Raw genomic sequence first — 13,840 nt, 5'->3', positions numbered from 1 at the left:
TTAGAATTAAAAGTGGGCTTTTATTTTTGCTATTTTCTCGTCTTCATATGGCACTGCCGGGTGTTTACCCCATACTGGCGCAGGCCAAGCGGCATCGCTAGTAAAGCGCGCAATATGATGAATATGTAATTGCGGCACCATATTACCAAGCGCCGCCACGTTTAATTTATCGGGATTAAATACCCGCATTAATAAATGACTCAATTTTGCCGACTCGCGCAAATAAGTAACTTGCTCATCCTCGCTTAAGTCAATTATCTCTTTTAAACCGGATTTTTTTGGCGCCAAAATAAACCAGGGGTATTGGCTATCGTTCAATAGTAATACTTTACACAGCGGCCAATCGGCAAGCTCTATACAATCGCGCTTAAGCTCTGGGGCTAGTTCAAATGTGGGGTGGGTCATCATAGTGTCCTACTTTGTCTTTAATAATTACCACTTTATAGCATTTAGTTGCAGTTGCACACGCTTGGCTTTACCATTCTAAGCAATATTTATTAAAGCGAAGGCAACCCTGTGCTAAAAAAAATAAAACACCTTTCACTGGCCATCCCTCTGCTAGCAAGTGCTGTTAGCGTACAAGCAAAACCACTCTCGCTAGAGCGTATTTTTGACGACCCGAGTTTATCGGGTAAATCTCCTGTGCAATTAAAGTTTTCGCCCGATGGCAATCGCGTTACTTATTTACAAGGCAAAAGTGACGACTATAACCGCTACGACTTATGGGAATATAACTTAAAAGATAACACCAACCGTATGCTGGTCGATTCAGCTAAGTTATTCTCGGGCCCAGAGAACCTCTCTGACGAAGAGAAAGCACGCCGCGAGCGCCAGCGTATTTTTGGCCAAGGTATTCTTGAATATAAGTGGTCTAAAGATGGTAAAGCGTTATTGTTCCCACTTAACGGCGATTTGTATTACTACGAACTAGCAGCAAATAAAAGTAAAAAACTCACCAATACCGAGGCATTTGAAACCGATGCTCGCTTTTCGCCAAAAGGTAATTTTGTATCTTTTATTCGCGAGCAAAACCTGTACGCTTTAGCGCTCGATTCTGGTAAAGAAATTCAACTAAGTAACGATGGCGGCGGCATCATTAAAAATGGCATGGCCGAATTTGTTGCACAAGAAGAAATGAGCCGTATGACCGGCTATTGGTGGGCCGACGACGAGTCTAAAATTGCCTTTACTCGCGTTGACGAAAGCCCAGTAAAAGAAGCGCTACGCAACGAAATTTACGCCGACGAAGTAAAACTATTCAATCAACGTTACCCATTTACTGGCACTAATAACGTTAAAATACAGCTTGGCGTAGTTACCTTAAACAATCAGCAAGTGGATTGGGTAGATTTAGGCAAAGATGAAGATATTTACCTTGCCCGAGCAAAATGGTTAAAAGATAGTAATACGCTCTCGTATCAATGGCAAAACCGCTCACAGCAAACGTTAGAGCTGCGCTTTTATAACAGCAAAACTAAAAGCCAAAAAGTAGCGCTCACCGAAAGTAGCGATACCTGGATAAACTTACACTTTGACCTTGAGTTTTTAAAAGACAAAAAGCATTTTGTATGGGCGTCTGAGCGTGATGGTTTTAAACATTTATACCTTTATCGCACCAATGGCCAATTAGTACGTCAAATTACTAACGGCGAATGGGCGGTCGATAGCTTAAAAGGCATAGATGAGAAAAAAGGCCTCGTTTACTTTTCAGGCAGAAAAGACACCCCACTCGAAAGCCACTTATACAGTGCCTCGTTATTTAAAAAAGGCGATATTAAACGCATTACCGAGCAAGGCCAATATCACGACGTCGTACTTGCCAAAGACAACAAAACCTTTATTGATAATAGCTCGGCGGTTAATCAGCCAAACGCTGCAGCTCTGCGTAAAATAAATGGCGAGTTTATTACTTGGCTTGAAGAAAACAAGCTAGATAACACGCACCCGCTTACGCCTTACTTAAGTGATTTAGCGACGCCTGAATACGGCACACTTAAAGCCGAAGACGGCCAAGTAATGCATTATAGGTTATTTAAACCAAGCAATATAAGTGACGCTAAAAAACACCCTGTTATTGTAAACGTATACGGTGGCCCACATGCACAGCGAGTAACTAATAGCTGGCGTAGTAAAAACCTATATTTTCAATATATGGCGCAACAAGGCTATGTGATTTTTCAACTTGATAACCGCGGCTCATACAACCGTGGCAAAAAGTTTGAAGATGCTATTTATAAAAATTTAGGTGAAGTAGAAGTTGCTGATCAAATTAAAGGCGTGGAATTTTTACGTACGCTTGATTATGTAGACCCACAACGTATTGGTATTTACGGCCACAGTTATGGCGGTTACATGGCACTAATGACCATGTTTAAAGCTGGCGATTACTTTAACGCCGGTGTTTCTGGCGCGCCAGTAACCGACTGGGCACTTTACGACACTCATTATACTGAGCGTTATTTAGGCCACCCGGCCACTAATGCTAAAGGCTATGAAAACAGTGCGGTATTTCCGTATATTGACGGCTTAAAAGGTCCATTAATGATTTACCACGGCATGGCCGACGACAATGTGTTGTTTACTCATGCCACTAAATTATTTAAACAATTACAAGATACCAATAAACCGTTTGAAATGATGACCTACCCAGGCTCTAAACACAGCCTACGCGGTAAAACAGTGCAAACGCACCTACACCAAACCATTACTAACTTCTTTAATCGTCATTTTAATGTTAAATAACAACTAAATGTTGAATAAATAGACTAAAGGCTGATTATAAATCAGCCTTTTTTTTGCCTTAATAAGTGCTAAGTTTAGTTATATAAATAAACTTAATAAAAGCACAGCAGTGCTGTACCCATTAAGGAATAAACATATGCTCAACCTTCGTCGTTTTACTATTTTTCAGCGTTTTGCACTGTTAGTTGGTACCGTTGTATTGGGACTGGTTATATTAAGTATTTCGAGCTTAAGTAATCAGTATCAAGCGCTTAAAAATGAGCAATATCTTAAAACTCAAAACCTAGTAGAAACCGCCTATAGCGTTATTGATCACTTTTATAATCTTGAGCAAAGTAATACCCTCACCCAACAACAAGCGCAGTCGCAAGCTTTAGCTACAATTAGTGCCCTTAGGTACGATAATACCAACTATTTTTGGATAAATGACTACCACCCAAAAATGATAATGCATCCATTTAAGCCAGACTTAAATGGTACAGATTTAACTAATAACAAAGACCCCGATGGCACAGCATTATTTGTAGAAATGGTAAAAGTGACTCAACAAGCAGGTTCAGGGTTTGTACCTTATAAATGGCCTAAACCAGGTAAAGACAAACCAGTTGATAAAATAGCGTTTGTGAAGGGCTTTAACCAATGGCAATGGGTTATAGGTTCGGGCGTGTACCTCGACAGTATTGATGGTGCATTTGCTGAGCAACGTAATTTAATAATTATAAATGCCGTGGTAATGATTATTGCACTGATTATATTAAGCTACTTTATTGGTAAAAGTATTATTACTCCAACACGCTTAGCTGCCGACATGATGAAAGATATTTCCCAAGGCGAAGGCGATTTAACCCGCAGCTTAGATGAAACCGGAAATGACGAAATATCTGAGCTTTCTCATTCATTCAACGCGTTTATATTGAAAATGCACGAATCGTTAACGCATGTATCGCAAAGCGCGCACGATGTTAATCAACATGCGCATACCGTTGACGAAGCAAGTAAAACAAGCCAATCATTTATTGAATTACAAAACGACAGTAGCACTCAGGTAGCTGCAGCAATGGAGCAAATGACCCATCAAATTCATGATGTGAGTCGCAATGCTGAAGCCGCCGAGCAAGCTGCAAACGATGCAGCTAGTAATGCATCATCAGGTAAAAATGTCGTTGCCAATACAATAACGGCGATTGAAACACTCTCCAGTAATATAGAAACTGTGAGCCGAGTTACCGCCGATTTAGCCAGCGAAAGTAATAATATAGGATCAGTTCTTGAAGTAATTAGAAGTATTTCAGAGCAAACTAATTTACTTGCCCTTAATGCTGCGATTGAGGCTGCCCGTGCAGGTGAACACGGCCGTGGGTTTGCCGTTGTGGCAGACGAGGTGCGTACTTTAGCAAGCCGTACTGGTAAAAGCACCGACGAAATTCAAGCTATGATCACTAAGCTGCAAAACGGTGCAAAAGCAGCGGTAGAAGCGGTGAAGTCGAGCCAAGCTCTTTCAGCATCAACGGTTGAGCAGGCATCATCAGCAAACACATCATTAAATGAAATTGAACGCTTAGTTAGTGTGATCACCGAAATGAACAGTCAAATAGCGCGTGCTACTGAGCAGCAAACTTTAGCTGCAGATGAAGTGAACTTGCGTATTAACGATCTAGCTAATTCAACTAAAGAGTCACTCGATAATACCAAGCAATTAACCGGTGCCAGCGAGCAGTTAAAACAAAGTAGCTTACAACTCTCAAGTGTAGTAACTCGTTTTAAATTAGATTAAAAATTAAAAGCCCTGTATTTACAGGGCGTTGTTAATTACTACTTTATGGTAATTACAAACAGTAACTAGCAAATAAACTACTTACCGAGGCTGCCGTTGGCTTGCCATGCTGCCAATCGCCGCCCTCTACTGCGCTACCCGCTATGTCCATATGTACATAAGGTAGTGGCTGAGCTGAGTCGTTACCATGCTTGTCTAAGCCGCCAACAATTGCTAAAAACGCCATAGGGAACTGATGTCCTCGTGCCGTTACAGCCGATGCTGCGTTATTACTAGAAAGTACATCGTCTGCTAAAGTACGCGGCTTGATAAAGTCATAATCCTCACGACGAGAACGCGATACTTCTGCGCCATCGGCCCATAAGTCGCCGTTATCAGCGAGCTTTCGTGAAATATTAGCACTACGTGCTGGTCCATTTTCAACGTAAGCACCATAAGGACCCATAGCGCGGGCTGCATGGCCGGTTAAAGTGGCCACTGTAAATAGCGTTGGGTTAATTTGGTTTTTAGCTAAATCTTTCATTTCACTTAACAGGTCGCCCATAGCTAAGCGCCCTTCTGCATCTGTATTACCTATACGTACTCGCACACCTTCACGGCTAGTAATAATTTCATCTGGTACAAAACAATCAGAGCCAATTGAGTTACGTACTACCGCTAAGTAAGCAATTACTTTAACGCCCTTAGGTTGGTAGTCGGCCACTGCTTTCATAAAGCCGGCCACAGAAGCTGCACCGCCCTTATCGCGGCTCATGCCCGCCATATGGCCGCCCACTTTTAAATCAGCGCCGCCGGTATCGTATACTAAGCCTTTACCTACAAACATGAGTGTACGAGTTACCTCGCCCTCTGGTCCATATTCTAATTTAACTACACGCGGGTGATGATGCTCAACAGCGTACGATGCACGAGCTACTGTGCTAAGCATAGGGTAGTTTTTATCTATAACTGCAAGGTCATCAATAACATCAACTACAACATTACTGCCTTTAAATAAATCAACACAGTAATCTGCAAAACGTGGCGGCGCCATGCGCTCAGGCTCAGTGCCACATAAATCACGCGCTGCGTATTGTCCAGCTGCAAGTGCATTCACTGCTTTAATTGTTTGCTCTGTGGCATCAACCAAACCAATTTGCGTAATTGGCTCAATAGCCTCGCCATGATATTCGCGCGCTTCTAATGGCTGCCACAATGCTTGGCAAGTTCCTAAGTAAGCAACTTCTAGCGCATGCTGATAACGGCTGTCGGCATTTATATTAGGCAAGTAAATAGCAGGGTTAACACTGCCCGATGCTTTAGCTTCATTTATTGCTAATTTTGCAGCATCAAAATAACGGCGTACATCGTCGTAGTCTCTATTTAATGGCCCAGTAGGCGCCAGTACTACACGTTTATTGTTAATAACTAATAAAGTTACTTGCTTACCGATACGTGAATCTACTTTTGCTTGCGCTGCAATAGCGTCGCGTAATGGATTGTTAGCTAATTGAGAAAAGTCATCACTAATTATAATGAGTGCGTCATGCGCGTTGCATTCAAGGCTAGCGCTCATTGGCTGAGCCACTACTGCTTTAGGGTATGCCATAAATAAAGGTCCTGTTAAAAACATAAGCCTCTATTATCGTTGATTTGAATATTGAAGACCAGCAAGCTGCGATAAGCTCCCCGCTTAAGTTAACATGCGCTGGCAACTTGTCACTACAGGGTTTACATATCGAGTATGCTCAGCTGCAAATTATGTTGCGGCTGATTCTTTATTCCTACCCCAATACCTAACAAACGCACTGGTTGCTGTAAGCCGCGTTGATACGCTTTAGCTAATAGTTCGCTAAAAATATCGCTATTTAATTGCTGATGCGCCTGATCGGCTGAGGTCACTACAAAATTAGCAAATTTCACTTTAACACTAAGTTTATTTACCTGATTTTGCAGCTGCTGCTTGTTTAGTCGAGTGGTTAACTCCTCAAGCAGTGAAGGTAGTTGTTCTAGGCATTCTTGTAAACTATTTTTATTGTACTCATAAGTATGCTCAACGCTTAGCGATTTACGTACGCGCTCAGTAGACACCCGGCCTATGTGTTCACCAGCGCACTTTTGATATAACGACACGCCAAAATTACCTACATGTTGCTGCATCCAATTTACGCCTTTTTCGCGTACATCTTGGCCTGTATACAAACCTTTTAAGTTAAGCTTTTCAAGCGTGACCTTACCTACCCCCGGAATTTTACCCAGCGGTAGCTGTGCTAAAAAGGCATCAACCTGATCGGGCAATACTACAAACTGACCATTGGGTTTGTTTTCGTCACTGGCTATTTTGGCAATAAATTTAATTGGCGCAATACCAGCCGAGGCAGTAAGCCCTGTGGCATTATAAATATCAGCACGAATTTGCTGCGCAATAAGTGTAGCGCTGCCTTTACACTGCTCACTATGGGTTACATCTAAATAGGCTTCGTCAAGAGAGAGGGGTTCAATTAAATCTGTATAGCGACTAAACACGGCACGTATTTGCGTCGACACGTCTTTATAAACAGCCATACGCCCAGGCACTATAACTAAGTCGGGGCATAACTGCTTAGCATGATAATTAGACATAGCCGAGCGCACGCCATATTCCCGAGCAATGTAATTTGCAGTAGAGAGTACGCCACGGCGACTATTACCACCAATTGCTAGTGGTACATTGGCAAGTTTAGGGTTGTCGCGCATTTCGACCGCCGCATAAAAGCAGTCCATATCTATATGAATAAACTTTTTCATTACCACTATAACAACTGTTTATTTATACAGCCATTATTATAGAGTCACCTGTAATTAGCAAGCTTGCACCCTATTAAAAACAGCGTTTATTATTTTTACGCTTTTTAAAAGAGTACAGCCAAAACCCTGCTTCCAACGCAAAGCCCACAACTGTTAAAGCAATTACACCCGATGCATTACCCATCGCGTAACAAATAAATGCGGCTATAAAAACTAAACAGACTAAAAGCCAATTAACGACACTTTTCATACATATCTCCCTAGCTGTGTTATATAACAATAAAGCTTTTATTTAATTAAACCAAACATAAAATACCCTAGGTTAATTACCTTGAGGTAATAACCCCATATTGATAATCTAAACACTTTAAAATTAAAGGGCGTAAATGTATGCAAACGTTTAAAGATCAACATCCTATTCATACTGATATTACTGTGGCATGGGGAGATATGGATGCCCTGCAACACGTAAATAATGTCGTTTATTTACGCTATTTTGAAATAGCTCGCATCGATTTTTTAAATAAAATAAATCTTTTTGAAACTATTAGCAGCAAAGGTATTGGCCCTGTGATCAGCGAAAACACCATTCGCTATAAACGCCCGGTTACTTTTCCCGATACTCTCACTGTAGGTGTCACCATTAGCGATATTAAAACAGATCGCTTTATGATGAACTACAACGTGTTTAGCCACGCGCAAAATGCCATTACCACTACGGGCACTTCGCAAGTCGTAATGTTTGACTTTCAAACTGGTAAAAAGTCGCCAATCACTGAGCCGCTTTTATCTGCTATACAGCAATATACCCAAAACTAAGCCAGTAAATAAGGAGCTTATATGCAATACAACCCACTAGGTAGCAGTGGTGTAAACGTCTCAAGGGTCTGCTTAGGTAGTATGACGTGGGGGTTACAAAACACGCAAAGCGATGCAGATCAGCAAATAGCTTATGCGCTTGAGCAAGGTGTTAACTTTATTGATACCGCCGAAATGTACGCTGTGCCGCCATCTCCCGACACCTACGGCAAAACAGAGCAAATTATTGGCAACTGGTTAGCGCGCAATCAAGATAAACGTAGCGACATAGTACTTGCCACTAAAATTGCCGGAAACGGTTTAGAGTGGATACGTGAAGGTAGCAATATTACCCGCCAAACAGTCATTGCCGCGGTTGATGATTCGCTTAAACGCTTGCAAACCGATTACATTGATTTATACCAACTACACTGGCCCAACCGCGCCACGCCACATTTTGCCAAACAATGGCCAGGTATGCTTAAATTTACCGAGGTAGATACGCAGCAACAAACTGCCGATATGCTCGATATATTAGAAGGTTTAAACGACTGCGTAAAAGCCGGAAAAATAAAACACTGTGGCCTTTCAGACGATACACCTTGGGGTGTTAACCAGTTTTTAAACTTAGCTAAAGAGCATAATTTACCGCGCATGGTGTCGATTCAAAACGAATTTAGCCTAGTACACGCCAAAGATTGGCCTTACTTAATAGAACAATGTGTACACGAAGATATTGCTTATTTACCTTGGTCACCATTAGCTGCGGGTTCATTAACCGGTAAATATTTAAACGGCGCACGCCCTGAAGGAACGCGTTGGACCTTTATGCAACGTAACGGTATTTTCCGCGATACGCCAAACGCACAACAAGCAATAAAGCAATACGTAGAACTTGCTCACGCCCATAATTTAACCCCAGCAGAACTTGCCCTAGCTTGGTGTAATAAAGTAGATGGCGTAACTTCTACTATTATTGGTGCCACGTCTATGGCGCAATTAAAAGAAAATATAGGCGCGTTTAACCTTACTTTAAGCGATGAAATTCTCGGCGCTATTAATCGTATTTTTAGACAATACCCTATGCCTTATTAAGCTAATGCGCATTAATTAAAAAGACCAAGTTAAAAGTAAAAACCGCAAGCTAAGTGCACCTACTCCATAGGTGCACTTTTAACTTTGCATTATTACTCGGCCTGCCATTTATACGCCAATATACGTTGCCCATTGGCGTACAGCGTGACACTAAATATACTGCCCGCCGTTACTTCACCAACCCCTGCAGGTGTGCCGGTCATTATCACGTCGCCATCTTCTAAGTACATAAAGTCACTAATTTCAGCTAAAATTTGCGCTGGTTTATGTAACATAAAATCGCTATTGCCTTGTTGTATTGGTTGATCGTTTATTTTGAGCTCAAAGCTAAAATGTTGCATGTCCTCGTTAAGCTCAACAAACGGCGTTAATAGCACAGAGCCGTCAAACGCTTTTGCTCGCTCCCACGGCAAGCCTTTGTTTTTTAACTTAGCCTGCACTTCGCGTTTGGTTAAATCAAGCCCCAAGCCAACGCCAACTAAACGACTATTTTTTACCACAAAGCAAAGCTCGGTTTCGTAATGTAAAACATCCTTATTATGCTTTGCTAGCAACTTAGTACCAATTGCACTATTAGGCTTATTAAATAACACCATTTGCTCTGGCAGTTCATTATTTAACTCTGCAATGTGTGCGGTGTAATTACGCCCTACACACACCACTTTTGAGGGCAATACGTTGTCACAACCCAATGTTACTAACTGCATAAATCAACTCTATATTGTTGGTTAAATAAGTGTTTCGAGCAAAGCTAAATTAATTGGTTTAAGCAGCACTTGCTCAATTTCAAGCTGTTTAATTTTTACTGGATCAGGTTCCATACCACTAACAATAACGCGCTTTAATTTTGGATAATGTTGTTTTATATGGTTTGCTAAATCTAAACCACTGCCGTCGGGCAGGTTCATATCTAGTAGCACTTTATCATAGTTAGCATCTGTTTTAAGTATGGCTAAACAATGCTCATAACTGCTTGCTATGTGTGTTTCAACCCCTAAGCTTTCTAGTAAAAGTTGCGTTATTTGCGCCGCATCGGCGTCGTCTTCTACTAATAAAAAGCGGGTATTACTATGGGTAACTTCGGGGGGAATTAATACATCTGCTGTTTTATTATTTTTACTAAGCGTATCTTGTAAGCACTGATACAGTAAGTTGGAATCGACTGGTTTTGCTATCACATTATTAAACCCTAATGCTGATAACTCATTATGAATGCCTTTCATAGTTGCTGCCGTTAAGGCAATAATTGCGCCTTCAAAGCCAATTTTTCTAAGCTCTATGGTGGCTTCTTTTCCGCCCATAATTGGCATATGTATATCCATAAAAATAGCGTCGTAGTCTATTCCTTGTTGCTGGGCATTACGTACTTTTTCAAGCGCTTGCTTACCGTGCTCAGCGTAATCTACTTTTGCTCCTGCAGAAGTGATCATGTGGCCAACTAAAACGCGTAAATCACGTAAATCATCAACCACTAATACCCTACCATTAACTTTACATGGTGCATTTTTTTGCTGCATATTAGGGGTTAAGTCGAGCCTTAATATGCTACGCTCTACATTTTTAATATTGCCCGGATAGAGCGAAATAATAAATTTAGAGCCTTTGCCTATTGCTGAATCTAAGGCTATTGAGCCCTGCATTCTGTTAAGTAACTCAGTACAAATAGCAAGTCCTAAACCTGCACCGCCCACTGCACGCGACTCAACATCGGCTATTTGTTCAAACGGTTTAAATATAAGCGCTTGTTTTTCGGGGGCAATGCCCATGCCCGAGTCTTCAATACTAAAAAATAGCATTTCACGGTCGCTAACAAACTCAGTCCAAGCACAAAGAGTTATTTCGCCTTGCTCGGTAAATTTAATTGCATTGTTGATAATGTTTATAAGTATTTGTCGAAGGCGAGTTGCGTCAATATTAACGATTAAAGGCAAGGGCTGCAGCGATTCAAAGCGTAATGACAAGCCCTTATCAAGCGCCGACACTCGCATTAAAGTAAATACGTCAGCCATTAAGCTATCAAGATTTACATCACTGCAATTAAGTTCAAGCTTATCGGCCGCTATTTTTGATAAATCGAGGACGTCATTAAGTAAGCTTAATAAGTGTTTACCATTGCGATAAATTACACCTAGCTCGTTTTCGGCTTGTTTACTAAAGTCGCTTTGCATTAATAATTCGGTGTAACCTAAAACCGACGACAGCGGCGTACGTAGCTCGTGGCTTAAGTGTGCTAAAAAGCGATCTTTTGAGCGGTTTTCGGCTTCGGCTTTTAATCGTTCAAGTCGCTCATCTTCAACATCGCGACGGGCTAAAGCATAACGTATTGCGCGCGCAAAGCGGCTAGTGGTCATTTCACTTTTAACTAAATAGTCTACAGCGCCGGCATCAAGTGCAGCCGAATCTAACGCTTCATTAGATTGCCCTGTTAACATAATTATTGGGCCACTAAAGCCGTTTTTTATTGCTTGTTTTAATACACTTAAGCCATCTGAGGCACCTAAGCGATAATCTAGCAGACAAATGTCATGCTTATTCTCACTAAGTACTTTAACTGCTTGTTTAGGGTCGCTAACCCACTCAATCTCAAATGTATGGGAACTGAGCTGCTCAAGATAATCGCTAGTAAGAATATAATCATCTTCATCATCTTCAACAAGTAGCAGCTTGGTTGCCTTAATAGACATGCAATCTCCCGTTTTAGTGGCTGTTTTTAATCATTATAAGTATTTGGTAACTCTACAAACTCAACCCAGTACTTACCGAGTGCTTTCATTAGTTCAACTAAACCATCAAAGGTAACTGGCTTAGTTATATACGACGCAGCACCTAAGTCGTAGCCTTTAACCATATCTTCTTCTTGCTTTGAGGTAGTTAAAATAACAACAGGTATACCCTTTAAGCATGGGTTTGCTTTAATAGCTTGCAATGCCTCGCGGCCATCCATACGTGGCATATTTAAGTCTAATAAAATTAAACCTGGTCTGGGTGATGTATCTTTTTGCTCAAATTTACCTTTTCGCTCCAAGTACTCTAATAGCTCCACACCATCTTCAACAAAATGTAACTCGTTAAGTACACGGCTTTCGGTGAGGGCATCTTGAGTTAATAAACGATCATCTTCATCATCATCAGCCATTAAAATAGTGATTGGTTTTACTTTCGTAAGTGGCATTTAAGCCTCTCCTTGCAATGTGAAAAGCTCGCTTTCCACAGGTAGTTTTATTATGAAGCTTGCACCCTCACCCATGTTACTTTGTGCTGTTATAGTACCGCCATGACGCTCTACTATACGCCGACAAACAGATAAACCTATGCCGGTGCCTTTATATTGCGAGCGACCATGTAAACGCTGAAATGGAACAAATATTTTATCTGCATAATCTGGCGAAAAACCAATACCGTTGTCTTTAACGGTAATTATTTGCCAACAAACTTCGGTATTATGCCCTTCACTAAACTCACTCGTTTTTATGTGTTCAATATTAATAACCGGTTGTTGTTCTGGATGTCTAAATTTAACCGCGTTTGAAATTAAGTTTAAAAATAACTGTTGCATCTGGCTTGGGTCGGCCTGAATTATTGGCATATCGCCCACATTAACCTGTGCATTAGACTCTTTAATAGCAATTTCTAAATCACTTAAAATATCATTTAATACATTATTTAAATCGGTATCAACAAAGTTTTTTCCACGGGTGGTAATACGCGAAAACTCTAATAAATCATTAATTAAATTAGACATGCGCTGCGCTGCATTTTTCATGCGCGCTATATAGTCCATGCCTTTTTCACCTAGCTCATCTTTAAACATAGTTTCGAGACGATCACTAAATGCTTGAATTTTACGCAGTGGCTCTTGCAAGTCATGGCTTGCTACAAAGGCAAACTCTTCTAGCTCGCGGTTACTGCGACTCAACTCATCTGAATAAAGCGTTAGCTCTTGAGTTCGCTCTGTCACTTTGTTAGCTAGCGTTTCGTTTTGTTTTTCAAGCTCTGCACGATACTGCGCAGCATTTCTTAAATTTAACCGTGTAAGTACAAACATGCCTATAATTAGCAAACCGCTAGTGACTGCGGTAATAACAAAGGTAATTTTAGCTTCATTTTTTATTTTTGCTAACTTAGAAAAATGGCTAACTTTAAACAGCATTTCTCGATCTTGAATTTCGTTTACCGCTAAGCGAATTTTTTTATACAGCTCTCGTCCTTTATCTGTGTTTACTAAATACAGCGCACTGCGCTCTTTATTATTTTGCGCTAAGTTAACGGTCTTTTTTAATTCAATTTCCTTTTGATCCACTAACGACAATAACAGTGCAATACGCTCTGCCTGGCCATTAATTTCTGAACTTAATGATTTTACATGCTCAGTTTGTGACTCAAGCTGCTCAAGTGCATCATAATAAGGAACTAAATAATCACTTTTTTCTGTAAGTAAATAACCTCGCTGACCCGACTCGGCCTGCACAACTGACAAATGTAACTTTTCGATAGCGCTAGTGAGCATACTGGTATTGTCTAAACTATTTTGCGTTTGGCTTAATCCTTGTATGGTATTTACTGCCAAAAATGCATTACCAATAATAATAGATAACACCACAACAATAAATGTTGCCCAAATGACATTAGCTTTACTTGGTTCTTTTTGCGTACTCATTTAGCATC

Annotated in this window: 12 protein-coding genes; 4 read left to right on the top strand and 8 right to left on the bottom strand. The window is 40.8% G+C overall.

Annotated features, from left to right (window positions below):
* Positions 1–6: 6 nt before the first annotated feature.
* Positions 7–405 (bottom strand): HIT family protein, encoded by a 399-nt coding sequence (locus tag HC000_RS09325; RefSeq protein ID WP_179807529.1) that lies wholly within the window; start codon positions 403–405, stop codon positions 7–9.
* A 111-nt stretch (positions 406–516) separates the two neighbouring features.
* Here HC000_RS09325 and HC000_RS09320 point away from each other — a divergent pair, with 111 nt between their 5' ends.
* Both HC000_RS09320 and HC000_RS09315 read left to right on the top strand, forming a co-directional pair.
* Positions 517–2,742: a S9 family peptidase gene (locus HC000_RS09320; RefSeq protein WP_179807517.1), complete on the top strand. Its 2,226-nt coding sequence runs from the start codon at positions 517–519 to the stop codon at positions 2,740–2,742.
* Positions 2,743–2,878: 136 nt separating this feature from the next.
* Positions 2,879–4,516 carry a methyl-accepting chemotaxis protein gene (locus HC000_RS09315; RefSeq protein ID WP_179807516.1) on the top strand — a complete coding sequence of 546 codons (1,638 nt, stop codon included), beginning with the start codon at positions 2,879–2,881 and terminating at the stop codon, positions 4,514–4,516.
* A 52-nt stretch (positions 4,517–4,568) separates the two neighbouring features.
* Here HC000_RS09315 and HC000_RS09310 read toward each other — a convergent pair whose 3' ends face one another.
* The 3 genes from HC000_RS09310 to HC000_RS09300 all read right to left on the bottom strand — a co-directional run bounded on the left by HC000_RS09310 (position 4,569) and on the right by HC000_RS09300 (position 7,532).
* On the bottom strand, positions 4,569–6,104 hold the full coding sequence (locus HC000_RS09310; protein WP_179807515.1) for a leucyl aminopeptidase family protein: 1,536 nt from the start codon (positions 6,102–6,104) through the stop codon (positions 4,569–4,571).
* 122 nt (positions 6,105–6,226) lie between these two features.
* A complete protein-coding gene (gene dinB / locus HC000_RS09305) occupies positions 6,227–7,282 on the bottom strand; it encodes a DNA polymerase IV (protein ID WP_179807514.1) in 1,056 nt (351 codons plus the stop codon).
* A gap of 73 nt (positions 7,283–7,355) precedes the next feature.
* On the bottom strand, positions 7,356–7,532 hold the full coding sequence (locus HC000_RS09300; protein WP_179807513.1) for a hypothetical protein: 177 nt from the start codon (positions 7,530–7,532) through the stop codon (positions 7,356–7,358).
* A 140-nt stretch (positions 7,533–7,672) separates the two neighbouring features.
* On the opposite strand from HC000_RS09300, the gene HC000_RS09295 reads away from it, so the two are divergent.
* Positions 7,673–8,101, top strand: coding sequence for a thioesterase family protein (locus tag HC000_RS09295; RefSeq protein ID WP_086993205.1), 429 nt, complete (start codon positions 7,673–7,675; stop codon positions 8,099–8,101).
* Positions 8,102–8,122: 21 nt separating this feature from the next.
* Entirely contained in the window at positions 8,123–9,175 is a 1,053-nt protein-coding gene (locus tag HC000_RS09290; protein WP_179807512.1) for an aldo/keto reductase, read from the top strand.
* A gap of 92 nt (positions 9,176–9,267) precedes the next feature.
* Here the strand turns inward: HC000_RS09290 and HC000_RS09285 are convergent, their stop codons facing one another.
* From HC000_RS09285 to HC000_RS09270, 4 genes are read right to left on the bottom strand one after another with little or no spacing between them, the layout of a single operon-like run.
* The gene (locus tag HC000_RS09285) at positions 9,268–9,882 is read right to left on the bottom strand and encodes a fumarylacetoacetate hydrolase family protein (protein ID WP_179807511.1); all 615 of its coding nucleotides are present in this window, start codon (positions 9,880–9,882) and stop codon (positions 9,268–9,270) included.
* A gap of 21 nt (positions 9,883–9,903) precedes the next feature.
* A complete protein-coding gene (locus HC000_RS09280; protein ID WP_179807510.1) occupies positions 9,904–11,859 on the bottom strand; it encodes a hybrid sensor histidine kinase/response regulator in 1,956 nt (651 codons plus the stop codon).
* A 26-nt stretch (positions 11,860–11,885) separates the two neighbouring features.
* The gene (locus HC000_RS09275) at positions 11,886–12,347 is read right to left on the bottom strand and encodes a response regulator (RefSeq protein ID WP_011329045.1); all 462 of its coding nucleotides are present in this window, start codon (positions 12,345–12,347) and stop codon (positions 11,886–11,888) included.
* Positions 12,348–13,832, bottom strand: a complete 1,485-nt coding sequence (locus HC000_RS09270; protein WP_179807509.1) for a sensor histidine kinase — start codon at positions 13,830–13,832, stop codon at positions 12,348–12,350.
* Between the last annotated feature and the right edge of the window lie 8 nt (positions 13,833–13,840).

Origin of the sequence: Pseudoalteromonas sp. MIP2626, from assembly GCF_013414205.1 — a bacterium.
Classification (GTDB): domain Bacteria; phylum Pseudomonadota; class Gammaproteobacteria; order Enterobacterales; family Alteromonadaceae; genus Pseudoalteromonas; species Pseudoalteromonas nigrifaciens.
The sequence above is the reverse complement of the archived record's forward strand: the minus strand, read 5'-3'. Positions and strand labels throughout refer to the sequence as shown.

Bases quoted from the DNA above. Each gene is read 5' to 3' on its own strand.
- HC000_RS09270 (WP_179807509.1), bottom strand. From the start codon at position 13,832: ATGAGTACGCAAAAAGAACCAAGTAAAGCTAATGTCATTTGGGCAACA.
- HC000_RS09285 (WP_179807511.1), bottom strand. From the start codon at position 9,882: ATGCAGTTAGTAACATTGGGTTGTGACAACGTATTGCCCTCAAAAGTG.
- HC000_RS09290 (WP_179807512.1), top strand. From the start codon at position 8,123: ATGCAATACAACCCACTAGGTAGCAGTGGTGTAAACGTCTCAAGGGTC.
- HC000_RS09280 (WP_179807510.1), bottom strand. From the start codon at position 11,859: ATGTCTATTAAGGCAACCAAGCTGCTACTTGTTGAAGATGATGAAGAT.
- dinB (WP_179807514.1), bottom strand. From the start codon at position 7,282: ATGAAAAAGTTTATTCATATAGATATGGACTGCTTTTATGCGGCGGTC.
- HC000_RS09275 (WP_011329045.1), bottom strand. From the start codon at position 12,347: ATGCCACTTACGAAAGTAAAACCAATCACTATTTTAATGGCTGATGAT.
- HC000_RS09315 (WP_179807516.1), top strand. From the start codon at position 2,879: ATGCTCAACCTTCGTCGTTTTACTATTTTTCAGCGTTTTGCACTGTTA.
- HC000_RS09310 (WP_179807515.1), bottom strand. From the start codon at position 6,104: ATGGCATACCCTAAAGCAGTAGTGGCTCAGCCAATGAGCGCTAGCCTT.
- HC000_RS09295 (WP_086993205.1), top strand. From the start codon at position 7,673: ATGCAAACGTTTAAAGATCAACATCCTATTCATACTGATATTACTGTG.
- HC000_RS09325 (WP_179807529.1), bottom strand. From the start codon at position 405: ATGACCCACCCCACATTTGAACTAGCCCCAGAGCTTAAGCGCGATTGT.
- HC000_RS09300 (WP_179807513.1), bottom strand. From the start codon at position 7,532: ATGAAAAGTGTCGTTAATTGGCTTTTAGTCTGTTTAGTTTTTATAGCC.